This is a genomic window from Teichococcus aerophilus (assembly GCF_014490485.1).
Classification (GTDB): domain Bacteria; phylum Pseudomonadota; class Alphaproteobacteria; order Acetobacterales; family Acetobacteraceae; genus Pseudoroseomonas; species Pseudoroseomonas aerophila.
Genome location: NZ_JACTVA010000135.1, coordinates 1 through 585, shown reverse-complemented (window position 1 = coordinate 585; position 585 = coordinate 1). Strand labels below are relative to the sequence as shown.

1 protein-coding gene is annotated in these 585 nt (G+C 71.1%); it reads left to right on the top strand.

Translation table 11 applies throughout. From position 1 onward, the window contains the following. A partial coding sequence (locus IBL26_RS25470; protein ID WP_187787287.1) for a UDP-glucose/GDP-mannose dehydrogenase family protein occupies positions 1-585 on the top strand: 585 nt, incomplete at its 5' end.

Here is a 585-nt window from a genome sequence, read left to right as displayed (position 1 = left end):
GGCATGGGGCTCGACGGCCGCATCGGCCGCAAGTTCCTGCATGCCGGCCCGGGCTATGGCGGCTCCTGCTTCCCGAAGGACACGCTGGCGCTGGCGCGCACGGCGCAGGAACTCGGCGCGCCGGTGACGATCGTCGAGCAGACCATCGCCGCCAACGACGCGCGCAAGGAGCAGATGGCCGAGCGCGTGGTGGCGGCCTGTGGCGGCTCCGTGCAAGGCAAGACGATCGCGGTGTTCGGCGTGACCTTCAAGCCGGAGACGGACGACATGCGGGACGCGCCGTCGCTGGTGATCCTGCCGGCGCTGGCGGCGGCCGGGGCGACGATCCGCGCCTACGACCCGCAGAACAGCCACGCCAAGCAGGTGCTGCCGGCGGGCGTGCACTGGGCGGAGAGCGCGCTGGACGCGGCGAAGGATGCCGATGCGCTGGTGCTGATCACGGAATGGAACGAATTCCGCGCCATCTCGCCCGAGAAGCTGCAGGCGGCGATGAAGGGCGACGTGGTGTGCGACCTGCGCAACGTGTGGGACCCGGCGCAGATGCGCGAAGCCGGCTTCACCTACGCCTCCATCGGCCGGCCCTGA